Annotated in this window: 27 protein-coding genes and 1 riboswitch; of the genes, 13 read left to right on the top strand and 14 right to left on the bottom strand. The window is 70.7% G+C overall.

Translation table 11 applies throughout. The annotated features are described in order from the left end of the window. Positions 1-422 precede the first annotated feature (422 nt). From AB0F91_RS15085 to AB0F91_RS15065, 5 genes are all read right to left on the bottom strand, one after another. Positions 423-1,496 (bottom strand): pentapeptide repeat-containing protein, encoded by a 1,074-nt coding sequence (locus AB0F91_RS15085; protein WP_360597943.1) that lies wholly within the window; start codon positions 1,494-1,496, stop codon positions 423-425. Positions 1,497-1,499: 3 nt separating this feature from the next. Then, a complete protein-coding gene (locus AB0F91_RS15080; protein ID WP_360597942.1) occupies positions 1,500-2,375 on the bottom strand; it encodes a hypothetical protein in 876 nt (291 codons plus the stop codon). A gap of 194 nt (positions 2,376-2,569) precedes the next feature. Next, entirely contained in the window at positions 2,570-3,466 is an 897-nt protein-coding gene (locus AB0F91_RS15075; RefSeq protein WP_360597940.1) for a lysozyme, read from the bottom strand. Between the two features lie 172 nt (positions 3,467-3,638). After that, on the bottom strand, positions 3,639-4,454 hold the full coding sequence (locus AB0F91_RS15070) for a lysozyme (RefSeq protein ID WP_360597938.1): 816 nt from the start codon (positions 4,452-4,454) through the stop codon (positions 3,639-3,641). 222 nt (positions 4,455-4,676) lie between these two features. Beyond that, a complete protein-coding gene (locus AB0F91_RS15065) occupies positions 4,677-5,354 on the bottom strand; it encodes a type VII secretion system-associated protein (protein ID WP_360597937.1) in 678 nt (225 codons plus the stop codon). 58 nt (positions 5,355-5,412) lie between these two features. Here AB0F91_RS15065 and AB0F91_RS15060 point away from each other — a divergent pair, with 58 nt between their 5' ends. The 7 genes from AB0F91_RS15060 (at position 5,413) to arfB (ending at position 11,375) form a co-directional block, all read left to right on the top strand. Then, positions 5,413-5,793 (top strand): sterol carrier family protein, encoded by a 381-nt coding sequence (locus AB0F91_RS15060; protein ID WP_360597935.1) that lies wholly within the window; start codon positions 5,413-5,415, stop codon positions 5,791-5,793. Positions 5,794-5,979: 186 nt separating this feature from the next. Then, complete coding sequence (locus AB0F91_RS15055) at positions 5,980-6,858, top strand: helix-turn-helix transcriptional regulator (protein WP_360597934.1); 879 nt, start codon at positions 5,980-5,982, stop codon at positions 6,856-6,858. 614 nt (positions 6,859-7,472) lie between these two features. After that, positions 7,473-7,712, top strand: coding sequence for a DUF397 domain-containing protein (locus AB0F91_RS15050; protein ID WP_360597933.1), 240 nt, complete (start codon positions 7,473-7,475; stop codon positions 7,710-7,712). Then, positions 7,699-8,070, top strand: a complete 372-nt coding sequence (locus AB0F91_RS15045) for a hypothetical protein (protein WP_360597931.1) — start codon at positions 7,699-7,701, stop codon at positions 8,068-8,070. Before AB0F91_RS15050 ends, AB0F91_RS15045 begins: the two co-directional genes overlap by 14 nt. A 214-nt stretch (positions 8,071-8,284) precedes the next feature. Continuing rightward, positions 8,285-9,811, top strand: coding sequence for an amidophosphoribosyltransferase (purF, locus tag AB0F91_RS15040; protein WP_360597929.1), 1,527 nt, complete (start codon positions 8,285-8,287; stop codon positions 9,809-9,811). A gap of 30 nt (positions 9,812-9,841) precedes the next feature. Then, a complete protein-coding gene (purM, locus tag AB0F91_RS15035) occupies positions 9,842-10,912 on the top strand; it encodes a phosphoribosylformylglycinamidine cyclo-ligase (protein WP_360597927.1) in 1,071 nt (356 codons plus the stop codon). A 34-nt stretch (positions 10,913-10,946) separates the two neighbouring features. Then, complete coding sequence (gene arfB, locus AB0F91_RS15030) at positions 10,947-11,375, top strand: alternative ribosome rescue aminoacyl-tRNA hydrolase ArfB (RefSeq protein ID WP_360597925.1); 429 nt, start codon at positions 10,947-10,949, stop codon at positions 11,373-11,375. Here the strand turns inward: arfB and AB0F91_RS15025 are convergent. From AB0F91_RS15025 to AB0F91_RS15015, 3 genes are all read right to left on the bottom strand, one after another. Continuing rightward, on the bottom strand, positions 11,372-12,115 hold the full coding sequence (locus tag AB0F91_RS15025; RefSeq protein WP_360597923.1) for a GNAT family N-acetyltransferase: 744 nt from the start codon (positions 12,113-12,115) through the stop codon (positions 11,372-11,374). The two genes, arfB and AB0F91_RS15025, sit on opposite strands and share 4 nt — an antisense overlap. Positions 12,116-12,308: 193 nt before the next feature. Continuing rightward, positions 12,309-12,968 (bottom strand): VanZ family protein, encoded by a 660-nt coding sequence (locus AB0F91_RS15020; RefSeq protein WP_360597921.1) that lies wholly within the window; start codon positions 12,966-12,968, stop codon positions 12,309-12,311. Positions 12,969-13,226: 258 nt separating this feature from the next. Next, positions 13,227-14,123 (bottom strand): Gfo/Idh/MocA family oxidoreductase, encoded by an 897-nt coding sequence (locus AB0F91_RS15015; protein WP_360597919.1) that lies wholly within the window; start codon positions 14,121-14,123, stop codon positions 13,227-13,229. Positions 14,124-14,166: 43 nt separating this feature from the next. After that, positions 14,167-14,302, top strand: a riboswitch (cobalamin riboswitch). Positions 14,303-14,357: 55 nt separating this feature from the next. On the opposite strand from AB0F91_RS15015, the gene AB0F91_RS15010 reads away from it, so the two are divergent. From AB0F91_RS15010 to AB0F91_RS14995, 4 genes are read left to right on the top strand one after another with little or no spacing between them, the layout of a single operon-like run. Next, complete coding sequence (locus tag AB0F91_RS15010) at positions 14,358-14,981, top strand: hypothetical protein (RefSeq protein ID WP_360597918.1); 624 nt, start codon at positions 14,358-14,360, stop codon at positions 14,979-14,981. After that, positions 14,971-16,047 carry a CbiQ family ECF transporter T component gene (locus tag AB0F91_RS15005; RefSeq protein ID WP_360598291.1) on the top strand — a complete coding sequence of 359 codons (1,077 nt, stop codon included), beginning with the start codon at positions 14,971-14,973 and terminating at the stop codon, positions 16,045-16,047. The genes AB0F91_RS15010 and AB0F91_RS15005 overlap by 11 nt, the downstream gene beginning before the upstream one ends. Then, the gene (locus AB0F91_RS15000; RefSeq protein WP_360597916.1) at positions 16,044-17,645 is read left to right on the top strand and encodes an ATP-binding cassette domain-containing protein; all 1,602 of its coding nucleotides are present in this window, start codon (positions 16,044-16,046) and stop codon (positions 17,643-17,645) included. Before AB0F91_RS15005 ends, AB0F91_RS15000 begins: the two co-directional genes overlap by 4 nt. Continuing rightward, positions 17,642-18,424, top strand: coding sequence for an ECF transporter S component (locus tag AB0F91_RS14995; RefSeq protein WP_360597914.1), 783 nt, complete (start codon positions 17,642-17,644; stop codon positions 18,422-18,424). Before AB0F91_RS15000 ends, AB0F91_RS14995 begins: the two co-directional genes overlap by 4 nt. A 345-nt stretch (positions 18,425-18,769) precedes the next feature. Here the strand turns inward: AB0F91_RS14995 and AB0F91_RS14990 are convergent, their stop codons facing one another. Next, positions 18,770-19,624: a 3-hydroxybutyryl-CoA dehydrogenase gene (locus AB0F91_RS14990; protein WP_360597912.1), complete on the bottom strand. Its 855-nt coding sequence runs from the start codon at positions 19,622-19,624 to the stop codon at positions 18,770-18,772. 103 nt (positions 19,625-19,727) lie between these two features. Continuing rightward, positions 19,728-19,916: a DUF3073 domain-containing protein gene (locus AB0F91_RS14985; RefSeq protein WP_360597910.1), complete on the bottom strand. Its 189-nt coding sequence runs from the start codon at positions 19,914-19,916 to the stop codon at positions 19,728-19,730. Positions 19,917-20,123: 207 nt separating this feature from the next. On the opposite strand from AB0F91_RS14985, the gene AB0F91_RS14980 reads away from it, so the two are divergent. Then, on the top strand, positions 20,124-21,020 hold the full coding sequence (locus AB0F91_RS14980; protein WP_360597908.1) for a hypothetical protein: 897 nt from the start codon (positions 20,124-20,126) through the stop codon (positions 21,018-21,020). On the opposite strand, the gene AB0F91_RS14975 is transcribed toward AB0F91_RS14980, so the two are convergent. Genes AB0F91_RS14975 through AB0F91_RS14965 form a run of 3 tightly spaced genes read right to left on the bottom strand, consistent with a single transcriptional unit; the run spans position 21,001 to position 23,718 of the window. Next, positions 21,001-21,939, bottom strand: a complete 939-nt coding sequence (locus tag AB0F91_RS14975) for an asparaginase (protein WP_360597907.1) — start codon at positions 21,937-21,939, stop codon at positions 21,001-21,003. The genes AB0F91_RS14980 and AB0F91_RS14975 overlap by 20 nt on opposite strands. Then, positions 21,936-22,502, bottom strand: a complete 567-nt coding sequence (locus AB0F91_RS14970) for an aerial mycelium formation protein (RefSeq protein ID WP_360597905.1) — start codon at positions 22,500-22,502, stop codon at positions 21,936-21,938. The genes AB0F91_RS14975 and AB0F91_RS14970 overlap by 4 nt, the downstream gene beginning before the upstream one ends. Positions 22,503-22,551: 49 nt before the next feature. Next, the gene (locus AB0F91_RS14965) at positions 22,552-23,718 is read right to left on the bottom strand and encodes a folate-binding protein (RefSeq protein WP_360597903.1); all 1,167 of its coding nucleotides are present in this window, start codon (positions 23,716-23,718) and stop codon (positions 22,552-22,554) included. Between the two features lie 31 nt (positions 23,719-23,749). On the opposite strand from AB0F91_RS14965, the gene AB0F91_RS14960 reads away from it, so the two are divergent. Beyond that, positions 23,750-24,595: an aminodeoxychorismate lyase gene (locus AB0F91_RS14960; RefSeq protein ID WP_360597901.1), complete on the top strand. Its 846-nt coding sequence runs from the start codon at positions 23,750-23,752 to the stop codon at positions 24,593-24,595. Here the strand turns inward: AB0F91_RS14960 and AB0F91_RS14955 are convergent. After that, positions 24,577-25,020 carry a hypothetical protein gene (locus tag AB0F91_RS14955; protein ID WP_360598289.1) on the bottom strand — a complete coding sequence of 148 codons (444 nt, stop codon included), beginning with the start codon at positions 25,018-25,020 and terminating at the stop codon, positions 24,577-24,579. The genes AB0F91_RS14960 and AB0F91_RS14955 overlap by 19 nt on opposite strands.

Below are 25,020 nucleotides of genomic sequence, written 5' to 3'. Positions count from 1 at the left end.
TGATCGCCGAGAGGGCCGCTTCCCGGACACCGGGGAGCGGCCCTTTCGCTTGCACGGCGGTCACCGCGCAGATCGCCGCGAAGGCGATGGACCTGTTCACCGGGCAGGGCTTCGCGGGCACGACCGTGGACCAGATCGCGGCCGCCGCAAGGGGGGCGAGTGTGCGTGGAGTCGCAGGAGATGGCCGGTCTGCCTCGGGCGAGGGTGCCGGCCGAGCCCCCCGCGTTGCACACGGCATTGCTGCGCACGCATTTGCAGTGGCAGGAAGTGCGGTGCCGGCCACACGCCTGGGTGGTGCCGAGTCCGTGGCCGACGCGCTGGGCTTGGCTGCACTGTCCTGTTTGCACTTCGCGGGCTACGGGTGACGCGCGTGGCGGGCAAGAAGCCCTTGAGGGATCTGCTCGACGCCGCGATCGAGGCGGTCAGCCCGCCGCCACGGTGAGGCGCGCGACCCCGTCGTCGAGCGGTTCGATCAGCCACCCATCGGGGATCTGGTTGTCCTTGGTGGACGTCACCTTCGTGTTGTAGAGCGACAGGTGCTCGGGTGCGCGCGCGAAGCGCAGGTCCGCGTGGCCGCCGAACGAAGCCCGCCGCAGGTCTAGTGAGTCGTCGAACGAAGCGTCGGTGAAGAGGGCGTCCTTGGTGAACACGGCGTCCTTGAACGCCGTGCGCCCGGCGAAGGTGGTCTCGGTGAAGTCGGCGTTCTCGGCGAACACCGTGCCGCTGAACCACGCGTAGTCCAGGAATTTAGCGCCGCGGCAACGGAAGTTGCCGATCAGGCGGCCGTTGCCGGTGCCGGCGGCGGTGAAGTACGCGCGGTCCGTGATCAGGCAGCCGCTGAGGTTCGTGCTGCTGTGCAGCGACGCGTAACGCAGCAGCAGGCGGCCGATCTTGCGGCGGGACAGGTCGAGGTATTCCAGCACGGCGCCGGTGAGGTCGAGGTCGTAGCTCGGAGCGTCCGCCTCGGACGCCCACGGCAGCAGCTCGGCGACGAGCCGCTGCGCGGTCAGGCGGACCTGCAGCTCCCGGTCGGTGTCGCGCTTGTCGTCGTCCGGCGAACCCCCGTACCGCGCGTGCTCGAACGGCCGCCGCAGATAAGCGCACAGCACGTCGAGCACGGTTTGTGTATAGGTTGGCCGGCTGCGCGCCAGACCCGCCAACGCGTGCAGCGCACCCACGCGCACCTGGTCGGCCTCGTGCCCGAGCAGCTCGACCGACTTGGCGAACCGCTCGTCGGACACGCGTTCTCGGTCCTGTTCGGCCCGGCGCATTTCCAGGTCATGGCGCTGGCGCTCGATCTCCTGGCGTGCTTCCTCGACGCGGCGGCGCCGGTCGTTGAGCCACAGCGCGTAGAGCGCCACGACCGCACCGCCGGCCAGACCGCCGGTCTTGAGGGCATCACTGCGGCTGGTGGCGGGGTCGGTGAGCAGCCAGCCCCCGACCCCGCACAGCAGCAGCACGGACGCGACGAACGTCCACAGCAGTGGGGACCGCACCGGTCAGAAGGCGATGACGAAGAAGAACCCGATGCACCAGTTGCCACCGACGCTGGTGGCGATCACCGAGCCGTTGGCGTCCTTTCCGGACAGGCTGCCGTCGAGGTTGGCGGTGACGGTCGCGGTGCCGTTGTAGCTCTCGACCTTGAGCTGCGGGGTGCCGGTGGTGGTCTCATCGATGCTGTCCTTGGAGAACGCCTCACTGCCCTGGCACGTCATCGCGGTGGCGCCGGCGCCGTCCTTGGCGTTGATCTTCGCCACGAACGCGTCCACGGCCTGCTTGCCCTCGGCCGGCGAGCTGCCGCCACCGCCGGTGCCGGGGAGGTCGGTCTCGTCGGTCGGCAGGCCCGGCTCCGACGGTTCGCCGGTGGGCAGCTGCGGCCGCGACGACTGCGCGGGCGGCGGCACCGGGTTCTGCGTCTGTGCCGTGGACCCCGGGTCCTTGCTCAGGAAGAAGCCGGGGGCGACCAAGCCGGTGATGCCCAGCGCCACCACGACCACCACGGCCACGGCGATGCCGATCCACAGCCCGGTCTTGTTGTTCTTCGGCGGCTGGGGCCCACCGCCGTACCCGCCGCCGTAGGGCTGGTTCGGGTCCCAGCCCTGCTGCGGATATTGCTGGGTGCCGGGGTATTGCTGCTGGTAGGGCTGGCCGTACGGCTGCTGCCCGGGGTACTGCTGCTGCGGGTTCGGGTCCCAGCCCTGCTGTTGGCCGCCCTGCTGCGCGTGGGGGTCCCCCCCGGGCTGCCGGCCCGGCTGCTGTTGCGCGTTCGGATCCCACCCCGGCTGCTGGGGAACCCCGCCGGTGCCGGGTTGCTGCCAGCCTTGGCCGTAGGGGTCCGGCTGGCCGCCCTGCCCTGGCTGCGGTGGGTAGGTCATCTCCGGTTCCGCCCTTCCTGGTGCACCGTTTCGCGCCGTGGTCTGACGACCGGCGGGCGCCGGTGGTTCCTCCCCACGTGAGGTGCATTCTGCAAGGTCGGGAGCCGGTGCACAAAAGACGTGACGAGAACGAAGCTCCCGGCCGCCCTGCAGGCAGGGGCGGCCGGGAGCCTCAGCAGTGACTCAGGAGTGGATCAGCCGTTGGCCAGAGCCTGGACCCGGTCGAGGGCACCGTTGAAGGTGTCCTGGTCGAGCGGGCTCGAGGTGTACTGCCAGACGGTGTAGTAGCCCCAGCCGCTCGGCAGAGCGCCGGCCGACGACGCGTATCGCGCGACCCAGAGCGGCACAGTGGACGAGAAGTTCTGCGACGCGCCCACGCACTGGTTCCACCAGCTCGCCGAGGTGTAGATGACGGGCCAGCGGCCGGTCTTGGCGTGGTAGGTGTCGTGGAAGTCGCGGATCCACGCGCCCATCGCGGCCTGGCTCAGGCCGTAACAGGTGGCGCCGTAGGGGTTGTACTCCATGTCGAGCGCGCCCGGCAGGGTCTTGCCGTCCTTGGACCACCCGCCGCCGTGGGCGACGAAGTAGGTCGCCTGCGCCGCGCCGCTGGAGGTGTTCGGTGTGGCGAAGTGGTACGCACCACGGATGAAGCCCTGGTTGTACGAACCGTTGTACTGCTGGGCGAAATACGGGTTGGTGTAGCTCGTGCTTTCCGTCGCCTTGGTCCAGACGAACCGCTTGCCCTGGTTCCACCAGCTCGCCCAGTCGACGTTGCCCTGGTAGCTGGCGACGTCCATGCCCGGCACGGTGGCCAGAACCTGGTTCGGGATGGCGGCCGCGGGCTGCGGCTGCTGGGCGGCGACTTTGGACTTCGGAGTTGAGGAATCGCCCTCCACTCGGCGGATTTGGGACCCCAGTTCGTGGTTGTGCGCCTGGATGTCGGCGTTTATCGCAGTGATCTCACTGGCCGATTGGTCCGGGTTGTAGAGAGCGGCCGTTGCCTGGGCCGTGGAGCCGAACAGGAGCGCCACGGCGGGGATGGCCAGGACGGAGAGCAGGGTCGCCCGCCGGCCTCTTCGGGAAGTGGACATCGTTGAATCCCTTCACAGATACCCTCGCTGAGGGCGGCTATTGCAGGTAGCCGCCCGGGGGAGATTCTTGATGACGTCCCTCGATTTGTCATCAAGATCCATGAAGTTAAAAGTTCGCGTGGGTGATTTTCAGCGGTAGATGACTACTAATTCCCGGCGTCGTAACGAATGTTCACCCGGTTGCCAGAGCGCGGAGGCTCGTGAGGGGACCGTTGAGCCAGTTCTGGTCTCCCGGCAGCGAACCCGTGTCGGCGAACTGCCAGATCGCCTGGCTGCGCCAGCCGGCCGGCAGCTCGCCGATCTGCGTGTTGTAGCGCGCGAGCCACAGTGGATTCGCGCCGAGGGCGGGGCTGTTGCCGGTGCAGCGTTTCCACCAGCTCGTGGACGTGTAGATCGTGGGCAGTCGCCCGGTTCGCGCGCGATAGGTGTCCGAGAAGGACCGGATCCACGCGATCATGCCGGCGGGATCCTTGCCGTAACAGGTCTCGCCGTAGGGGTTGTACTCTGCGTCGAGCGCACCCGGCAGCGTTTTGCCGTCGGCGGACCAGCCGCCGCCGTGGGCGAGGAAGTAGCTGGCCTGCGTCGCACCGTCGGACACGTCGGGGCGCGCGAAGTGGTACGAACCGCGGATGATCCCGGCCTGGTACGAACCGTTGTACTGCTGGGCGAACTGCGGGTTGACGAAACCCGTGCCCTCGGTGGCCTTCACGTAGACGAACTTCGCGCCGGCCTTCGCGGCGGCGGTCCAGTCCACCGCGCCCTGGTGCCCGCTCACGTCGTGCCCGAGGACCTGGTCGCTCGCGGTGTACTCGACGTTCGGCACGCCGGCGACGCCCTCGTACTTCTCGATCTGCGAGCCGGCGTAGTGGTCGTCGGCGCCTTCGTAGCTCGGCGCGGCCGTGGCCGGGGTGCACAGAGCGAGCCCGGAGACGACCGCGGCGCTCCACACGGTGGCGCTCCGGCGCAGCAGCGGATTACGACGCTTCACCCTGGGCTCCCAACCGGACGCGTGTACTCCTACGAAGGCAAACGATGCCCGCAAGCCGCCGTTCCGGCGACTCGGTGATCACTCGATGGAGTGAGTGCCGCAGGTCGGGGCGGGGTCGGGATCCGTGAGGGTGACGGGTCGGGGATACGAAAAGCCCGCTGTCCGGTGTGGACAGCGGGCCATTTCGGAAGACTCAGTCGAAAAGACTCAGTCGAAAGCCGGTCAGCGCCGTTCTTCGGCCAGTGCCTTCAGCAGGTGCTCGGCCGGCACGACGGCGGTGATGACGTCGTGCGGGTTGATGGCCACCGGGTGCCCGGCGAGCAGGCCGACGATGTCGCGCCCCAGCACGGCGCGCGCGTGCGGCCACTCGCGCGGCACAAGCGACTTGGCGGTGTAGGCGGGGACCATCACGCGGCCGTCGGTGTTGTGGAAGCCGATGACCGTGCGCTGCACGGGAGACATGGCGTAGACGAACAGCGTCGAGTCGAGGATGACCTTCGGCAGGTCGTGGGCTGGGCGGTGCTCGGTGCGCACGAGCTGCAACAGCCGTTCGAGCTCCGTGCCGGGCTCGGGGTAGCCGAGGGCCTTCGGCGAGGGCCGGTAGCGGTCGTTGGGGTGGAAGTCCTCGACGACGTCGCCCGAAGCGTTCACCGGGTATGCACCCACGACGGCCCACGACGGCACCGGGCCGCCCGGGTCGAACGCCTCGTCGATGACGTAGAGCCAGCTGTTGGGGTTGGCGCGCGCGTTGGCCCGCATCTCGGGGCTGATCTCGGGTTTGCCCTGCGGTCCGCGCCGGCCGTGCCGCCCGGCGGTGGCGGGCTTGCCCGCCGGTTTGCCGCGGCGCCCCGCGGGGGTGGTCGGGGAAACCATCCGATCTGCCTCGTCCCGCTGCGCCATCGCCGTCCCTCGGTGCCGGGTGCTGAATGTTGGTCCGACGTCACTCTACTGTTGGGCCATGGCCTCTTCGCGTTCGGTCGATCCCGCTGAGTTACGGACGGCGGTGCTGGCCGTTTCGAGCTGGTTGCGAGGTGACGGGCCTGATCCGGCGCGGTCCGAGCTGGCCGCCGCGGTGCGGCTGAGCCTCAAGGCCCTTGCCGCCGACGCGCCCGGGCGCAGCGTCGAAGTGCGCGTGCCGCCGTTTGCCGCCGTGCAGTGCGTCGAGGGTCCGCGCCACACCCGGGGTACGCCACCGAACGTGATCGAAACCGACCCCCGCACGTGGCTCGAACTGGCGACGGGCCTTCTCGATTGGCCCAGTGCCCTCGACGCGGCGCGCGTGACGGCTTCGGGCTCCCGGGCCGACCTTTCACATTGGCTGCCCGTGGTCCGGCTCTGACCACCCGGGGCCTTGACTGGTGATTACTCACCTGACTGTGTCGTTCGGCGCCGACTCTCCGTAGAATTTGGGCGACAAACCCGACGCGTGCCGAGCCGTGCTATACGGGTTGGCTCTGTACGTGTACTTTGGGTAGTCGGGCTGGAATCCCCCAGGTGAACGAGCGGCGTACGGAAGGTCCCGGTCATGAACGCGGTGAACGCGTCCGGTGGCGAGCAGAGTCTCGGCCCGACTGCGCGCCGGATGATCCTCGGCTCGCAGCTGCGCAGGCTGCGTGAGGAAGCTGGGATCACGCGTCAGCAAGCGGGCTACAACATCCGTGGGTCCGAGTCCAAGATCTCCCGCCTCGAACTCGGCCGCGTCGGCTTCAAGGAACGCGACGTCGCCGATCTGCTCACCATGTACGGCGTCGCCGACGACGAAGAGCGCCGTGCCTTCCTCGACATGGTCAAGCAGTCGAACGAGGCCGGCTGGTGGCGCAAGTTCGGCGATACCGTGCCCGGCTGGTTCACCGACCTCGTCGGCCTCGAAGAAGCCGCCTCGCGCATCCAGATCTGGGAACCGCTGTTCGTCTCCGGCCTGCTGCAGATCGAGCCCTACGCCCGCGCGATCTTCAGCCACGGCCGTCCCGAGATGGCCGACGAGAAGGTCGACCAGCTCGTGGCCCTGCGCATGCGCCGCCAGAAGTTGCTGGCCAGGCCCGACGCGCCCCGCGTGTGGGCGGTCCTCGACGAGTCGGTGCTCTACCGGCCGATCGGCGGGCCGAAGGTGTTGAAGCAGCAGCTCGAGTACCTGCTCGAGGTCACCACGCTGCCGCACGTGTCGGTGCAGGTCCTCCCGTACTGCCGCAGCGGCCTCTCGGCCGAGCACGCCTTCGCGCTCCTGCGCTTCGCCGAGACGGAACTGCCGAACATCGCCTACGTCGAGTACCTCACGGGCGCCCACTACCTCGACAAGCGCGAAGAGATCGAAAAGTACGGCCGCGCGCTCGACCTGCTGGCCGTAGACGCGGAGACCCCGGAGCGCAGCCGGGCCCGCCTGGCGAAGCGGCGCGCGGAGATCTGAGCCGCACTGATCCGTGGTCTGCCTGAGCGGTCCCCGGACGCGTTGGCGTTGTGCCGAGTGCTTCGTCGTGGCGGCCGTGCTCGTCTGTCCAGTTCTTCCCGCATCGCGCCGACATGCAGTGCTCGCGCGCGACAGAGCTCAAGTGGCGCCGCGGACTGTGGCGAGTCCGACCGAAGCTGTGCCCGTGCGGCGAGCGCCGGCTGCCGCTCCGGGAGTCCCTGACGGTTCTGATCTCGCTGCGGGTGTGCCGGCGCCGTGTCACCCTCTCGCGGCGTCGAGGTTCCCGCACGGGCGCGAACCGGTCGCGCTGAAAAATCTCGGCGCTCACACAGCGTCGCGACTGTTGACCCGCTGAAATTGCCGGTTCGTCGGGCATTCGCTCAGCGCGACTTTTTTGACCTGAACAGCCACGCAGCGTGGTTTTTCACCCCTTCGAGTGGTGATGTAATCGCCCGACCGGGACTTTCTACTGAAGTTTGTCGTCACGCAGTGAGAAACTTGCAAAAACTTCTGCACGTGCATTTACCGCTGCATGAGCGCGTGCTAGCGTCCCAGTCACAGGTAGATGCACGTGCAGATTCCTGAGCTTTTCACCGTCCCGGAAGGTGGGGATCATGGCTGAGCGGTTCGAGAACGGCATTCCGGCCGACCGTCTGACCAGCGCCCAGTGGCGCAAGGCGAGCTACAGCGGCGCTGTGGGCAACTGTGTGGAGGTCGCTCCGCTGGATTCCGGCGAGATCGCGATGCGCAACTCCCGCTTCCCGACCGGCCCGGCGCTCGTGTACACCCGCGCGGAGATGGCCGCGTTCCTCGCCGGCGCGAAGGACGGCGAGTTCGACGATGTCCTCGGCTGACGCGCTGGAGACCGTCGAGGACGGTCTCCAGGAGCTCATCGGCCGCGGCTACCAGTTCGTGCACCAGACGGACGCGAACGGCGAGTTCGAAGCCGTGGTCGGCGTCCGGGTCCACGACAACGTGGTCGACGTCGTCCGGCTCAACGCCGAGGACGACGCGATCGCCACGCGCGTGCCGGGCACGGAGGACAACGTCTTCGAGCCCGAGAAGTGGCTGTGGCGCCGCCGCGGTGAAGTCGCCGAGGTACTGACCGAAGTGCTCGCGCTCCCCGATGAGGAAGCCAACGCGCTCGCCCCCGCCAAGGGGTGCTGGGTGCCCGGGCGCGGCGGCACTTCGAAGTGGCTCGCGGCCCGCTGAAACACCCTTGGTCTTCAGGCCCCGTGCGACGTGGACAGCCACGTCGCGCGGGGCCTGGTTCACGTTCGGGGCAGGGAATGAAGATCCACAACCGAGACCTGCTCTTGCGGGCAAGTCCGTGAAGTGGGGAGAACCACGTCGCGCACGGCGTGACCCGCCTTAACACCCCTTACACTTGGAGTTGGCCCGCCCACGTCTTCCTGGGAGCACCTCGGTGGTTTCCGACCCCTCCGCCAGTCCTGACCAGCCCGAACCAGAACCCCGCGAGGAGTGTGGCGTCTTCGGCGTCTGGGCTCCCGGGGAAGAGGTCGCCAAGCTGACCTACTACGGCCTGTACGCGCTGCAGCACCGCGGGCAGGAGGCGGCCGGCATCTCGGTCTCCGACGGCTCGCAGATCGTGGTCTTCAAGGATCTCGGCCTGGTCAGCCAGGTGTTCGACGAGCAGGTGCTGCAGTCTCTGCAGGGCCACATCGCCGTCGGGCACTGCCGCTACTCCACGACCGGCGCCACGATCTGGGAGAACGCGCAGCCGATCTTCCGCACTACGGCCACCGGCAGCGGCCTGTCCTTCGCGCACAACGGCAACCTCGTCAACACCGCCGAGCTGCGCGACCGCACGATGGCCGCAGGCCTCAAGCCGCACGCGGGCCTCACCGGCTCGTCGAGCGACTCCGACCTCGTCTGCGGCCTGCTCGCCGCCAACGCGGCCGACAAGGGCATCGAGGCCGCGGCCATGGAGCTGCTGCCGACGCTGAAGGGTGCGTTCTGCCTCGTCTTCGCCGACGAGAACACCCTCTACGCCGCCCGCGACCCCCATGGCGTGCACCCGCTGGTGCTCGGCCGCCTGGAGCGCGGCTGGGTCGTGGCGAGCGAGACGGCCGCACTCGACATCTGCGGCGCGTCGTTCGTGCGCGAGGTCGAGCCGGGCGAGCTCATCGCCATCGACGCGGAAGGCCTGCGCTCGTCGCGCTTCGCGAACCCGGAGCCCAAGGGCTGTGTGTTCGAGTACGTCTACCTCGCCCGTCCCGACACCACGATCGCCGGCCGCAGCGTGCACGCCACCCGCGTCGAGATCGGCCGCCGGCTCGCCGGCGAGCACCCGGCCGACGCCGACCTGGTCATGCCCGTGCCGGAGTCCGGCACGCCGGCCGCGATCGGCTACGCGCAGGGCTCGGGCATCCCGTACGGCACGGGCCTGGTGAAAAACGCCTACGTCGGGCGCACGTTCATCCAGCCGTCGCAGACGATCCGCCAGCTGGGCATCCGGCTGAAGCTCAACCCGTTGCGCGACGTGATCCGCGGCAAGCGCCTCGTCGTGGTCGACGACTCGATCGTGCGTGGCAACACCCAGCGCGCACTAGTGCGCATGCTGCGCGAGGCCGGCGCGCTCGAGGTCCACGTGCGGATCGCTTCGCCGCCCGTGCGCTGGCCGTGTTTCTACGGCATCGACTTCGCCTCGCGCGCCGAGCTCGTGGCCAACGGCGTCGACCTCGACGGCATCCGCCGCTCGATCGGAGCCGATTCGCTGGGCTACATTTCGCTCGACGGCCTGGTCGCGGCCTCGGAGCAGCCGAAGTCGCGCCTGTGCACCGCGTGCTTCTCCGGCGAATACCCCATCGACCTGCCCGACGACGCGTTGATCGGCAAGCACCTGCTGGAAAGCATGGATTCGGTCAATGGCAAAGCGACTCCGGTCAGCCCGGCCGGGTACGGTGCCGAAGACGCCGTCCGGCGTCCCTAGTCCGAGTTGTCCAGTAGGGAGTCCGCTTCCGTGAGCGAGTCCACGAGCGCCACGTACGCAGCCGCCGGCGTCAGCATCGAAGCCGGTGACCAGGCCGTCGAGCTGCTCAAGCCCCACGCCGAGCGCGCCACCCGCCCCGAGGTGCGCGGTGGCGTCGGCGGGTTCGCCGGGCTCTTCTCCCTGAAACTAGACAAGTGGAAGGAGCCGGTGCTCGCGTCGTCCACCGACGGCGTGGGCACCAAGATCGCGGTCGCGCAGGCGCTGGACAAGCACGACACCTTGGGCATCGACCTGGTGGCCATGGTCGTCGACGACCTGGTCGTGACCGGCGCCGAGCCGCTGTTCCTGCAGGACTACATCGCCGTGGGCAAGGTCGTCCCGGAGAAGATCGCGGCTCTGGTCGGCGGCATTGCCGAGGGCTGCGTGCAGGCCGGCTGTGCCCTGCTCGGCGGCGAGACGGCCGAGCACCCGGGCCTGATGGGCGAGCACGACTACGACATCTCGGCCACCGGCGTCGGCGTGGTCGAGGCGTCCGCGCTGCTCACCCCGGAGAAGGTGCGGCCCGGCGACGTCGTGCTGGCCATGGGCTCCTCGGGCCTGCACTCGAACGGCTACTCGCTGGCCCGCCACGTGCTGCTCGACATCGCGCGCATGCCGCTCGACGGGCACGTCGAGGAGTTCGGCCGCACGCTCGGCGAAGAGCTGCTGGAGCCCACCAAGATCTACGCCAAGGACTGCCTGGCGCTGGCCGCCGAGACCGAGGTGCGCACGTTCGCGCACATCACCGGCGGTGGCCTCGAGGCCAACCTCGCGCGCGTGATGCCGCGGGGCCTCGTCGCGCGGCTGGAGCGCGGCACGTGGACGCCGGCGTCGGTGTTCGCGCTGATCGGGCAGCGCGGCAAGGTCGAGCGAGCCGAGCTGGAGAAGACGTTCAACATGGGCGTCGGCATGGTCGCGATCGTGTCGGCCGAGGACGTCGACCGGGCGCTGGCCGTGCTGACGGCGCGCCACGTGCCGGCGTGGATCCTCGGCGACGTGCAGCCGGCCGACGACCCCGACGGTCCGCGCGCCGTGCTCTCGGGCGACCACCCGCGGTTCTAGAAACGCGGTTGTCGCGGCTGGGAGACTGGACGACGTGGCAGAGGACGTGGTGGTCGGCTCCCGGTTCGTGATCCCGGCGGCCGAGTTGAGTGAACGCTTCTCCCGGTCGTCCGGACCGGGCGGGCAGGGCGTGAACACCACCGACTCGCGCGTGGAGCTCTCGTTCGACGTCGCGCGGTCGGCGGTGATCCCGGAGTCGTTGCGCGAGCGGATCGTGGCGCGGCTGGCGGGTCGTCTCGTCGACGGTGTGATCACCATCGCCGCCAGTGAGCAGCGTTCGCAGCTGCAGAACCGCGACGCCGCCCGCGAACGCCTCGCCGACCTGCTGCTCAAGGCTGCCGCGCCGCCGCCGGCCAAGCGGCGTCCCACCAAACCCTCCCGGGGTTCGAAGGAACGCCGCCTGGCTGCCAAGAAACGCCGCAGCGACGTGAAACGCGGCCGCGGCGGCCGGTTCGACGACTAGCTCACCGACAGGTGCACGCACTCGCCCGCCGGCTGGTAGCCGACGCGGCGGTAGACCGTGGCGATACCCAGGTCGCCCGGGGTGAGGAAGGCTGTGGGGCCGCCTCGCTCGTGGATCAGGCGGGTGAGGTACGCCGTGATCGCCGAAGCGATTCCGCGGTGGCGGTACGCCTCGGCGACGGCGATGCCGGCGATCTCGGCAGCGCCGTCCACGATGTCCAGCGCGAACCCGCCGCCGATCACCGCGCTGGTCGCGGTGTCCTCGGCGCGCACGGCGCGGTCGCCGAACGAGCGTGTGCTCGCCAGCTCCGCATCGGACACGGCGGGAGACGCGCCGAAGGCCACGTTCTGCGCCGAACGCAGGCGGCGCAGGTCGGCGTCCGTCTCCGGAACACGGAGCACGATCCCGGCGGGTGCCGGGCGGTCCACGAAGTCGGCCGGGGTGCACGTCATGAGCGGGACGCGCCGCTCGATCGAGTACCCCTGCGTCACGAGGAGGTTCTCCAGGTCGGGCGCGGCTTCGGTGAAGAACTCCAGCCGGGGCTGCAGGCCGCGAACCGCGTAGGCCTCGGTCAGCGCGGTGATCTGCGCGGGTGACGGCGCGGCGCAGTCGTCGGGGATCGCGTAGTTGAGCATCGGGTGGTCACTGGTGCGGGAGAAGGTCGCGAGGAACGGGCCGATCCGTTCGACGTCACGGCCTCGGGGCGCGGTGGCACGGACATACGCCTGAAGGGCGGACATGCTGGGTGATCCCTTTCGGGGTCGAAGGAGACCCACGCGCGCTGCCAGGGAGGGCAGGGCGTGGGAAGGACGGCTGACGGGCTCGCGTCAGGCCTGACCTCGGCCGTCGCGAGCAGCGGCGGCAAACATAGGCGTTCCTTCGTCCGAAGATCCGAGAGCTTGCAGTGTCCCAGCACGGGCAACCGATTTGGTTTCACCGCCGTTCCGGGTGGCCGATCCCGGCGTAGCGCGTGTCCCACACCGAACGCGGTACCCGCAGGCGGACGGGTGCGTTGCAGACGGTCCGCCGCACCTGCTGCGGGATCGCGACCGCGGGCACCACGTCGAAGCAGCGCCAGCCGCGGCGGGTCAGTGCGGCGCCGAGCGTGGCGCCGATGGTGTTGAGCAGCACGTCGTCGGTCGAGGTCACACGGCCGCTGTGGATGAGGAACTGCGTGGCCTCCACCAGCACGGACGCGGTCAGGGCGGTGAGCGCGATCCGGCTGAGCGAACGCAGCCGGCGCAGGCGCAGCGGCGCGAGCGCGCCCAGCGGGCACAGGAGGAGCACGTTGCCGACGACCTGCCAGAGGGAGCCGTCGTCGGACAGCGCGGCGGAGAGGTCGGCGCCGGGCACGAGGTCGAGGGTGCTCCCCGAAGCGGCGCCGACGGGCATGATGACCAGGCAGAGCACGAGTGCGCCGATCGTCACCGCCGTCACGTCGACGGCCGCGGTCGCCGACGCGTGGCCCACGCTGACGCCGCTGCTTCTTCGCCGCCTCCGCGCGGCGAGCAAAGGCCAGCAGAGCAGCGCGTACGGCAACGCGATGGCCGTGATCGGGATGATCCCCCAGAAAGCGCGCAGCAAGGCACCCATGCGCTTCCCTTCTCGAACCCCTCTGAACTGCTTCTTCCGACCCTCCCAAGATCAACCTTCGCATTGCCGGTTCGAGTCGGCATGCTCAGCGGGCCGCACTATTCGGTGATCTTTCCGGTGGCGCGAAACGGCTTCCCGTGGTTCGGTCGAGGCGCGGACCGTCCATAGTGGATGCTGTGGACAACCCTGTGGAAGGATTTCGCCGACTTGGTGCAAAGCCTTGTTCCACAACGGAAAACGAGGATTCGAGCCTGTGTACTACCCGGCGAGCTCGCGCGCCTCCTCGATGAGCGCGGACAGGTGCAGGCCGCGGTGGACGTCGCACGGGTGCGTGGTCGTGCCACTCGCGACCATGGCCGCGAAGTCGTCCAGCAGGGCCGTGTAGGACTCCCCGGCGGTGCCTGGTTTGCGGCCGAGTGTCCGGTAGCCGTGCTCGCCGTAGACCGCGACCTCGACGACGGTCGGCTGAACCGGCAGCCGCAGCGAGAGAGTCGCCGTGCTCGTGGCGCCACCCTCGTGGGCGAACATCAGCTGCCACAGGTCGTCGGGGCCGCGGTGGGCCGCGAGCACGTCGGTGATGCGGCCGAGGGCGGCGTCGAGCAGGTCGAACGCGTGTGGGCCGATGTCGGCGAGCGCGCCGCCGGACGCGTCGAGGCGCCAGGCCGAGGTCGAGTACTGCCCGCCGAGCAGCGCGCCCGACAGCCAGCGCGCGCCACCGCCGCGCCAGCCACCCGAGGCAGCGAGACCGTCGAGCCACTCGCGCGTCTGCTGGGAGAACCGCAGCGTGAGCATCACGAGCGACGCGACGCCGGCGTTGTCCACGGCGTCGGCCAGCCGCTGTGCGCTCGCCAGGTCGGCGGCGATGGGCTTCTCGAGGATCAGGTGCTTGCCGGACTCGGCCGCGCGCGTCGCGATCTCCGCCTGCGCGGCGGGCGGCACCGCGAACGCGAGGGCGTCGACCAGTGAGAACAGCTCGTCGAGGTCGTCGGTGCCGACGGCGCCGTGGGCCTCGGCCAGCGGACGGGCGCTGGTGACGCGACGCGCCCACACGGCGGTGAGCTCGGTGCCGGGGTGCTCGGCCAGGCCAGGCGCGTGCACCGTGGCCGCCCAGGGACCGGTTCCGACGAGGCCGATGCGCAGCTGTCCGACGTCCACGCCCGGAAGTGTAGGTGTGTCCAGCGCCGCTTCCGGCGGCTACCTCCGGTGGGTTAACGTCGGTCCGCTGTACACCACGATCGGGGGAAGCCGGTGGGAATCCGGCGCTGACCCGCAACCGTGAGCGGCCGCCCGCGCGGCCGTGAGCCGGATCGCCCGCCGTGGTCCGACTCGATGCGAGGTTCATCAACGATGCGGTTGTTCCCTGCCCGGCTCCCTGTCTTTTCAGTCCGGATGCTTGCCGTGGCGACGCTCCTGATCACCGCCGGTCTGTCCGGCGCGAGTCCCGCCACCGCGACCGTGCCCGGGAAGGGCACCGCGGGCTACTGCCCGGACGGCAACGGCGTGACCGTGGTCGTCGACTTCCAGGACCTCGGTGGCGACACCCTGATCCGTTGCGCGCCCGGGCCGCAGGCCGACGGCGTGGCGGCGATGCAGAACGCCGGGCTCGACATTGCGGGCGTCGGCAAGTACGGCTTGGCGCTGATCTGCAAGATCGAGGGCAAACCGGCCGACCAGTCGTGTTCGGGGATGCCGCCGGAGAGCGCGTCGTGGAGCTTCTGGACGGCTACCGACGGCGGCAAGTGGGCTTCGAGCCAGGTCGGTGTGCAGGGCTGGAAGCCGCCGGCCGGGAGTTTCGAGGGCTGGTCGTTTGCGCACAACAAGTCGTTCCAGGACTACCCGTCGCCGCGGGTGGCGCCGGTGCGGAAGGCCAACGCGCCTGTTCCCGCGGCCGCGTCGACGGATTCCGGCGGCAGCGGCTTCCCGTGGAGCCTGGTGATCGGGCTCGTCGTGATCGCGGTGCTCGTCGTCGCGGGCGTGGTCGTCGGGCTGCGGCGCGGGCGTGCTGCCCGGTAACGCGCGGGCTCTGCACCCGGGTGCGTGGTGGGTGTGGGCGCTCGCGCTCGCCGTCGCCGCCGGCCGCACCACCAACCCGCTGCTGCTCGCGCTGGTGATCGCCGTGGCCGGGTTCGTGGTCGTGAACCGTCGCGGGGACGCGCCGTGGGCGCTGGCTTTTCGCGGGTACGCACTGGTCGCGGGCGTGATCGTGGTGTCGCGCGTGCTGTTTCGCATCCTCATCGGCGGCGAGGACGGCGGCCACGTGCTCTTCACGCTGCCGACGATCCCGTTGCCCGCCGCGGCCGCCGGGATCGAGCTGCTGGGGCCGACCTCGGCCGAGGAGCTGCTCGGTGGCTTCTACGACGGGCTGCGGCTGGCCACGATCGTGCTCTGCGTCGGCGCCGCCAACGCGCTCGCCAACCCGAAACGCCTGCTCAAGGCCGTGCCGGGCGCGTTGGCCGAGGTGAGCACGGCCGTCACGGTGGCGCTTTCGGTGGCGCCGCAACTGGTGGAGAGCGTGCAGCGGGTGCGGCGCGCACGACGGCTGCGGGCGGCGCGCGGCCGGGGGCTGAGCTTCGTGAAGGGGGTGTTCGTGCCGGTGCTGGCGGACGCGCTGGACCGCTCGCTCCTGCTGGCGGCGGCGATGGACTCGCGCGGCTACGGCCGGCGCGGGTACCTCACGCCGCGCGTGCGGGTGCTGATCGCGGCCTGCGTGCTGGCCGGGCTGTTCGGGGTCGCGGTCGGGGTGTACGGGGTGCTCGATGGGTCGTCGAGCTGGCTCGGTGTGCCGATGCTGGTGGCCGGGCTGGTCGTGGCGTCCGCCGGGTTCGTGCTGGGCGGGCGGCGGATCCAGCGGAGCACGTACCGGCCCGACCCGTGGCGGCTGCCGGAGACGTTGGTGGTGCTGTGCGGGGTCGCGTCGGCGGGGCTGCTGCTGGCTTGCCCGCCGGCGCAGCTGGTGACGTCGGTGAGCCCGCCGAGCTGGCCGACGTTGCCCTTGCTGCCGGCACTGGCCGTGTTGATCGCGGTGCTGCCGGCGTGGCTCGCGCCGCGGCCGCGGCCCGTCGCGGAGGTGGCGCGGTGATCGAGTTCTCGCAGGTCACCGTCACCTATGACGGAGCTTCCGCGCCCGTGCTGCGCGGCGTCGACCTCGTGGTGGGGGAAGGCGAGCTGTGCCTGGTGGCCGGGCGCACCGGGGTTGGCAAGTCGACTTTTCTCGGGGCCATCAACGGGCTCGTGCCGCACTTCACCGGCGGGACGCTGGCCGGGCGCGTGCTCGTCGACGGTCTGGACACGGCGACGCATCCGCCGCGTGAGCTGGCGTCCGTCGTCGGTGTCGTGGGGCAGGACCCGCTCGCCGGGTTCGTCACGGACACCGTCGAGGAGGAGCTCGCGTACGCGATGGAGCAGCTGGCCGTGGCGCCCGACGTGATGCGCAAGCGTGTGGAGGAGACGCTCGACCTACTGGGCATCGCCGAGCTGCGCGACCGTCCACTTCGGACACTCTCGGGCGGGCAGCAGCAGCGCGTGGCGATCGGGTCCGTGCTCACGGCGCACCCGCGTGTGCTCGTGCTGGACGAACCGACGTCAGCGCTCGACCCGACCGCCGCCGAGGAGGTGCTGGCCGCGATCACGCGGCTGGTGCACGACCTCGGCACCACGGTCGTCGTCGCGGAGCACCGGATGGAGCGCGTGGCACAGTACGCCGACCTGCTGCTCTACTTGCCGGGCGACGGTTCGGTGCGGTCCGGACCACCGGCGGAGGTGTTCGCGGACGCCGACGTCGCGCCGCCGATCGTGGAGCTCGGCCGGTTCGCGGGCTGGTCGCCGCTGCCGCTCTCGGTGCGGGACGCACGGCGGCGGGCCGGACCGTTGAGGGAACGGCTCTCGTCGGTGACCCGTCCCCCTGCGGCCGGCGTGCCTCCGGAGGAGGACGTGCTCACCGCGCGGGGGGTGCAGGTGCGCTACGGGGGCGTCGTGGCCGTGCGCGGGGTGGACTTGCGGCTGGGCCGGGGCGAGGTTGTCGCGCTGATGGGGCGCAACGGGTCCGGCAAGTCTTCGCTGCTGTGGGCATTGCAGGGCAGCGGGCCGCCCTCCGGCGGGACCGTCGACGTGCTCGGCGCGGACCCGGCTGCGGTGCGGCCGCGGGTGGCGCGGTCGCGCGTCGGCCTGGTGCCGCAGACCCCGTCCGACCTGCTGTACCTCGACTCCGTGGCCGCCGAGTGCCGGCAGGCCGACACCGAATCGGGCGCCGCTGTGGGCACCGCCGGGGCACTGCTGGACCGGCTGGTTCCGGGTGTCTCCCCGGACGCGAACCCTCGTGACCTCTCCGAAGGACAGCGGCTCGCGCTCGTGCTGGCCGTGCAGCTGACCGCCGCGCCGCCCGTCGTCCTGCTCGACGAGCCGACGCGCGGCCTGGACTACCCGGCGAAGCGGCACTTCGCCTCGGTGCTTGCTTCGCTGGCTTCTTCGGGCGTCGCGGTGCTGCTGGCCACGCACGACGTCGAGTTCGTCGCGGTGGTCGCTCACCGAGTGGTGGTGCTGGCCGAAGGCGAGGTGGTGGCGGACGGCCCGACTGCCGACGTCGTCGTGTCATCCCCGGCTTTCGCGCCGCAGGTGGCAAAGGTCCTGGCGCCGCAGGAATGGCTGACGGTCGCCGAGGTCGAGCAGGCGTTGAAGTGACGGACTTCCTGGGCCCGGCCGTCCGGATCCGGCTCAGAACTGCGGCGGTGCTCGTGGTCGCCGTGGTCCTCGGCCTGGCGATGTTCTGCTGGCCGCTCTTCGTGTCCACGCCACCGTCGGGTCACATCGCCGACGCGCCGTTCATCTTCATGGCGACGCTGCCGGTGCTGATCCTGATCGTGCTCGCCGAGCTCTCCAGCGGCGGCCTCGACGCGAAGGCCCTGGCCCTGCTCGGCGTCCTGTCCGCCGTCGACGCGGCCCTGCGGCCGCTCGGTGCCGGCACGGGCGGCATCGAGCTGGTGTTTTTCCTGCTCGTGCTCGCCGGGCGCGTCTTCGGCCCGGGCTTCGGCTTCGTGCTGGGCGCGACCTCGCTCTTCGCCTCCGCGCTGCTCACGGGCGGCGTCGGCCCGTGGCTGCCGTTCCAGATGCTCGCGTCTTCGCTGGTCGGTCTGGGTGCTGGCCTGCTGCCGCGGGGCGTCCGGGGCCCTTGGGAGATCGCGCTGCTCGGCGCCTACGGCGTGGTGGCCGCGTACTTCTACGGGCTAGCCATGAGCATGTTCACCTGGCCGTTCCTCGCGGGCACGTCGGCTGTCGACTTCGTGCCAGGTGCGCCGTTGGGGGCCAACCTGCACCGGTTCCTCGTCTTCACCGTGCTCACGTCCACCCTCGGCTGGGACTCGGGCCGCGCGATCACCAACCTCGTCGCGATCCTGGTCCTGGGCCCGGCCATCCTCACGATCCTGCGCCGCGCGGCTCGGCGAACAGCGTTCAAGCCCTGACCGGCGAAGTTGTCGTGGCAGCGGCGTGAACAATCGCATTGCGCTGACGGCGGGGCGCGCCGCTCGCTGCGCGCCCCGCGATCGTCTTGAGGATTCGCGTGGCCGCCGGCGGTGTGGCGGACCCGTTCGCCGCGGTTACGGCCGACCGAGGGGCCTTCCGGCGGCGTGCTGGCTGACCCGGCGAGGCCGTCGCGAGCCTGGGCCAAGGGGACCGCTGCCGCGGTTGCGTGCGGGTCCGAGCGGTCCGTTCGCGCCGTGGTGGCGGCTCGAAAGGACCGGTCGAAGCCCCAGGTGGTAAGTGGCCGGCCGGTAGACGCGCCAATCGCCACCGCGAGCGATCGACGATCAGTACGGGTAAAAGCCCCTCCCGGACTTCTTGCCCATCAGCCCGGCGTCGACCATGCGCAGCAGCAGCGGCGGGGCCGCGTAGAGGGGCTCCTTGAACTCGTCGTACATCGAGTCCGCGATGGCCTTCACCGTGTCGAGGCCGATGAGGTCCGACAGGCGCAGCGGGCCCATCGGGTGGGCCGTCCCGAGCTCCATGCCGCGGTCGATGTCCTCGGCGGTGGCGAAGCCGGACTCGACCATGCGGATCGCCGAGAGGAGGTAGGGCACCAGCAGCGAGTTGACGATGAAGCCGGCGCGGTCCTGGGCGCGGATCACCGTCTTGCCCAGCGCCCCGGCGTGCTCCTCGGCGCGGCGGGCCGTGTCGTCGCCCGTGAGGAGCGACGGGACCAGCTCCACCAGCGGCAGCACCGGCACGGGGTTGAAGAAGTGGATGCCCACGACCTGCTGCGGGCGGCTCGTGGCCATGGCGATCTTGACGATGGGGATGGACGACGTGTTCGACGCGAAGATCGCGTCGGGGCGGGAGACGAGCTTGTCGAGCTGGGCGAAGACGTCGACCTTGGCCTGCTCCTGCTCGAGGATCGCCTCGATCACGAGGTCACGGTCGGCGAGGTCGGCCAGGTCCGTGGTGAAGCGTAAACGCCCCAACGCCGCGGAGGCGTCCTCGGCCGACAGCTTGCCGTTCTTCACGCCCCGCTGCAGCGACTTCTCGATGCGCGCCTTGCCTGCGTCGAGGGCCGGCCGGCTGACCTCGGTGATCACCACGTCGAAACCCGACTTGGCGTGCACCTCGGCGATGCCCGAGCCCATCTGGCCGGCACCGACCACACCGACTCGCTGAATGTCTGTCACCGGCTAGCTCCTTCGTCAGGCAGGCACAGAAATTGGGCAGCACGCGACGCGCGAGGGTGGTGCCGGGCAGTGCCCGGACTCCACCCTCGCGTATCGCGTCTGCTCAACGCCGGTATTCGTCGTACCCGTCGTCGTACGGGTCCTCGTACCGGTTGTCGTCCTCGTGCCCGTTGTTGGCCGAGGAATCACTCGACAGCTCGCGCTGCAAAGCATCGAAATCGGTGTCGTGGGAGCTGTACTTGAGCTCGCGCGCCACCTTCGTCTGCTTGGCCTTAGCCCGGCCGCGCCCCATGGCTCGACCCCCTCGCACAGGGGCGGGGCGGCCGGGGGAATCGGCGGCCCCGCATCGTCTCGACAGTTCTTTCCTGGTCACACCGTACCGTGTCCCGGGGGTTCGATGCGACGTGGCACGGTGTGCCGGTGGCGACAGTGTCCGCCGGACGCCGGTTACCGGCCTGTCGGGGGTGATCGGCGCAGGTGGGCGTGCCACGATGCTCAGGTGCTCCGTCCCTTCGTGGCGTATCTGCGGGTGTACGAACCCCTGCTCGCGCTCGGTGACCCGCCCGACGACCGCCTGCGTGAAGCCGTCGCCGCGGCGAAACTGCGCCGGCCCGCGATCGGCGAACGCGAGCAGGCTGTGTGGCTCAAGTCACAGGCCGTCGTGCCCGCCCGGTTGCTGCCCGCGGAGCTCGCCGACGGGCGGCCCGCGCCGAGCCTGGTGACCGACGTCCTCGTGCTCGACCCGGCGGAGGTGCCGGCCGGCCACCCCGGCGCCGGCCCGTTCGTCTGCCCGCTCGAACTGCGGGCCCGCGCGGCCGCCGCGCTGGTGACGTTCCTCGGCGACGCGACCCCGGCGCTCAAGAACGCCGTGCTCGACGCCGGCGGGGTCTCGGCCGATCGCGCCCGCTCGCGAACGAAGGCCGCGATGGCCGACCTGACCACGGCCGCCGCCCACACGCTCACCACCACCTGGACCGTGCCGCTCCCGTGGTTCGTCCTCGTCGACCCCGACGAGCGCAAACTCGTGCTCGGCTCCGGCCAGGACGATCCGGCGCGCGAGCTGTCGTGGCGCACGTCGATGTCCGACGCGCTGACCCGCGCGGCCGAGGCCGGCGAGCTGATCGAGGCCGCGTTCGGCGACTCCGGTCCGGGCCGCGTGCTGTCGCAGACGCGTCAGTGGCTGGAGAGCTTCGACCCGGACTCCGTGGTGGAGCTGGACTACGGCGGCCTCGTGCAGCTGTTCGCCGACGCGATCCTCGAGTCCGACACGACGGCCGAGGAGGTCCACGACATCCTCGAAGCCCTGCGCACCGGCAACGTCGAGGAGCTGGCGGAGCTGTTCTCCGAGCTGCGCGAGTTCTGGGGCGACCTCGCCGCTAGGGAGCGCTCCAACTGACGCGCAGCCGGCCCACCGGCCGGTCACCGCCGAGCACCGGCGGGTTCGCGAAGGCTTCGAGGTCGGAGACGTCCACGCCCAGGTACCGCAGCGCAGCCACGGCCAGCGGCGCGCAGCCACGCTTCGCGCCGTCGGACATCTTCAGCGCCACCGCCGTGCCGTCGGCCAGCGCGAACGCCAGCACGCCCTCGGCGCCGATCTTCGACAGCAGCCCCGGCACCGCGCCCATCAGCGCGGTGTCCTCCCGGTCCGTGCCGGCGACCAGCCACGGGTGCGCGCGCATCGCGTCGGCGACGCGCAGCTCCTCGGTTCGCGGTGACGCCTGCACCAACCGGCCGAACGCGCGAGCCAGGGCGGTGAGCGAGTAGGCGAACAGTGGCGCGCCGCAGCCGTCGACGCCGGTGGTGGCGATCGGCTCGCCCGTCAGCTCCACGACGGTGTCGGCCAGCGCCTTCTGCAACGGGTGGTCGGGCTCCTCGTAACCGTCGGTCGGCCAGCCCGCGGCGACACAGGTGGCGAGCATCCCGGCGTGCTTGCCGGAACAGTTCATCGTGACGCGCAACGGCTCGGTCGCCGCGTGCATCGTGGGCTCGTGCAGCGGGTACGCGGGAGGGCAGGCCAGCGCCGACTCGTCGAGACCGGCCGCCGCGAGCATCGCCGCGACGCGCTCGACGTGACCGGGTTCGCCGGAGTGGGAGCCGCAGGCCAGCGCGAGGTCCGCGCCGTCGTAGTCCAGGCCGGCGCGCAGCATGCCGACGCCCTGGAGGGGTTTGGTCGACGACCGCGGGAACACCGGACTCGTCACGTCGCCGACGGAGTACGTGACGCCGCCGTCCGGCGCCGTGATCACGAGCGAGCCGCGGTGCACGCTTTCCACGAGGCCGGACCGCTCGACCTCGACGAGAACCGGTTCCGTCACTCTTCGGTGCGCCCCAGCTCGGAGTCGAGCAGCTCGTCGACGGTCGCGGAGCCGCGCTGGTAGCGGCCGGCGATCTCGGCGTTGAGCGCGTCCATCACGCCTTGCACCTGGCGCCGGAACGTGGACACCGAAGACTCCTCGGTGGCGTACGTGTCGAGCGCGGAGGCGAGCTTGTCGTCGGACAGCGTGCCGACGTCGGTGAGGTCCGTGTCGCCGACCAGCGCCTCGGCGTGGCGGCGGTGCTCGCCGGCGCGCGAGGGTTCGAGCTGCTGGTGGCGCCCGGAACCGGTGGCGGGGCCGAGCGCGTTGTCGGCGAGGATCGTGGCGAGCTGGTCGACGATGCTGTTCTCGCCGCCGGACGACCGGCGCTGCTGTTCCGCGCGCACGATGTCGATCCGCGCATGCAGCAGCCGGCGCAGGTACGACAGGTCGGTCTCCTCCTGCGCCGCCTCGTCACGGCGTTCGCGCAGCACCGGCAGCGGCAGGTCGCCGAGTCCGGTGAGGTATCCCGGGGCGAGGACGCGGTCGATCCGCCGTCGCCCACCGGGACGCACTTCGATCACGGGCACATCCTGCTCTAGATTCCCCGACAATGCTACCGCCGGGTTCACTTCAGCCCCGCAACCGTTGCGCGGCCTCGCGACCAGGGGCGGCGTGCTCGCCCGGCACGGAGTCGGGGTCCACGATGGCCTGAACGGTGCGGTCAGTGGGGTTTTCAGAGTCCTCCGCCGCGTCGTCTTTCCCCAGGCCGGCCAGCAGTTCCGCGCCCCCGGGCACGGATCGCTTGACCAGGGCCAGTGCGATGGGCCCGAGCTCGTGGTGCTGCACGACGGTGCCCACGCGGCCCACCACGCGTTCACCGAGGCGCACCGGGTCACCCGTTTCGGGCGTGATCTCGGGTGAACCGTCGAGGTGCAGCAGCGCGAGGTAACGCGGCGGGCGCCCGACGTTGTGCACCTTCGCGACGGTTTCCTGGCCTCGGTAGCAGCCCTTCGCCACGTGGGCGGCGCTGCCGATCCAGCCGACCTCGTGCGGGATGGTGCGCTCGTCGGTGTCCACGCCGAGGCGCGGGTGCCGCGATTCCACGCGCAGCGCGTCGAACGTCCAGGTCCCGGCCGGGCGGGCACCCGCGTCGGTGATGCGCTGCCACCACGTCGCGAGTTCTTCGCGCGGCACGAGAAGGTCCACACTGGACCGAGACGGCCACGGCATGCGGCGCGCGAAACCACCGCCGGGCAACGCCGACACGGAATACGGGTCGGTGCCGACCGCCACGCCGACCGCGGTCAGCACGCGTTCGGCTTCGGGCCCGAGCACGGTGAGGACGGCGAGTTCCGTTGTGGCGTCGCGGATCTCGACCTTCGACCAGAACTTCATCGCTTCGAGGTATTCACGCAACGTCTGCTTGCCGCCCTTGGGCAGCGCGCTCGTGGCGACGGGGCCGGGGTCGCTGTCGAGCCAGACGGTGCCGTCGAGGTGTGCCAGCACGAAGTGCGTGTCGACGTGGCCCTGGCTGTTGAGCACGAGGGCCTCGGTGCCGGACCCCGCGGGCAGCTCCGTCACGTGCTGGGAGATCACGAGGTGTAGCCAGCTCAAGCGTTCTTCGCCCGAGACGGCAAGGACTTCGCGGTGCGAGCGGTCGATCACGACCACGCCGCGGGCGGCGGTGCGCTGCTCCGCGAACGGATCGCCCCAGTGCCACGGAACTCCCGCCTCGGGGTGTCCGTCGGGCGCGGCGATCGCGCGGGGGGCTTCGAGCAACGGCGAGCGGTAGGCCATGACCACAAGACTATGTGAGTACGGTGAGGGAATGCGCGTCCTCGCCTTCCTCGACGGAACCCTGGCCGACCCCGACGCCGCCCACATTCGTGTGGACGACCTCGGTTTGCTGCGCGGAGACGGGGTGTTCGAGACCATCCTCGTGGCTGACAAAAATCCGCGGGAACTGCGTCCGCACCTCGACCGGCTCGCCCGTTCCGCGGCGATGCTGGAGCTGCCGGCGCCCGACCTCGCCGCGTTCGAGACGGCCGCCCGCGCCGTGATCGACAACTGGGCCGGTGGCCGGGAAATCGCGTTGAAACTCGTGTACACGCGGGGTGTCGACGGTGACCCGGCCGGCACGCCGACCGCGTTCGCCCTCGGCATGGAGATCGACGAGAAGGTGCGCCGCGCCCGCGCCGAGGGCGTCGCCGCGGTGACGCTGGAACGCGGCTTCGGGCCCGAGGTCGCCGAGCGTGCGCCGTGGCTGCTGCTCGGCGCCAAGACCGTTTCGTACGCCGTTAACATGGCCGCTCTGCGCGAGGCCGGCCGTCGTGGCGCGCAGGATGTGATCTTCACCGCTGCCGACGGGTCCGTGCTGGAAGGTCCGACGTCCACGGTCCTGCTGGCGCGCGAGCGCACGCTCTACACCCCGCCGTCGACCGTCGGGATCCTGCCGGGCACCACGCAGGCCGCGCTGTTCCGCGGCGCGGAGAAGGCCGGCTGGACGGTGAAGGTGGAGCCATTTCCGGCCGCTGACCTGGCGACGGCCGACGGGGTGTTCCTCGCGTCGTCGGTCCGGCTGGTGACCCGCGTGCACACGCTCGACGGCACCGCCCTGCCCGACTCGGCGGAGCTGCACCGCGAGCTGGTGGCGGCCTACGAGGGCGAGTACTGAGCCGGCGCCTCACTGATCACCACGGCGGACGCGCGCACGCCTTCGGCTTCGTAGGCGGCGATCTTGTGGTGCCCGTCGAGGATCAACGGCCGGGTGCCGGACAGCACCACGGCCACGGGACGGTGGCCGGTGCGGATCGCGGTGCGGTAGTAGGCGACGCGCGCCTCGTCGTCGGGCGGCCAGGTCGCGGTGGGCACGAGGGGCTCGTCGGAGTCGAGGCGTGCGGGGCCGTCGACCTGGTAACAGCCGTCGACGAGCAGGGCCAGCAGGTCACGCAGGGTCTCGGCGAGCGGACGCCGCAGCTGGCCCGTGGCCAGTGCGATGCGCAACGACTGCGGCAGCTCCACGTGAGTGCCACCGTTCAGTTCCAGGGCCCTGTTCAGCTTCAGGACACCTGTCCCACCCGTGACCGTTACCCGTTCCAC

It is taken from the genome of Amycolatopsis sp. NPDC023774 (genome assembly GCF_040639695.1).
Taxonomy (GTDB): Bacteria; Actinomycetota; Actinomycetes; order Mycobacteriales; family Pseudonocardiaceae; genus Amycolatopsis.
The sequence above is the reverse complement of the archived record's forward strand: the minus strand, read 5'-3'. Positions and strand labels throughout refer to the sequence as shown.